At 63.1% G+C, this 255-nt stretch carries 1 protein-coding gene; it reads left to right on the forward strand.

Annotated elements, in window-relative coordinates:
• A partial coding sequence (locus NFX52_RS30585; RefSeq protein WP_492759478.1) for a thioredoxin domain-containing protein occupies positions 1-255 on the forward strand: 255 nt, incomplete at both ends.

Here is a 255-nt window from a genome sequence, read left to right on the forward strand (position 1 = left end):
GCGCGGTATGGATAGATGAGGCCACGGTTGCCGGTTGGCTCGCTGGTGGCGGTAACCGCGTGGTGCTGCTCACTGGTGACGCGGTGCGCTTTCCAGAAGGCCAGGACGTGGCGGCTGTGTTACCTGAGCTTATGAAGAGCTTCCCCAACCGATTCATCGTGGCAGCAGTGCCGCGCGAGAGTGAAGACGCGGTGGCGCGCAGGTATGGCGCTGTCCGCTGGCCCACGCTGTTGTTCTTCCGTGACGGTCAGTATG

Origin of the sequence: Acidovorax facilis, from assembly GCF_023913775.1 — a bacterium.
Lineage (GTDB): Bacteria > Pseudomonadota > Gammaproteobacteria > Burkholderiales > Burkholderiaceae_C > Acidovorax > Acidovorax facilis.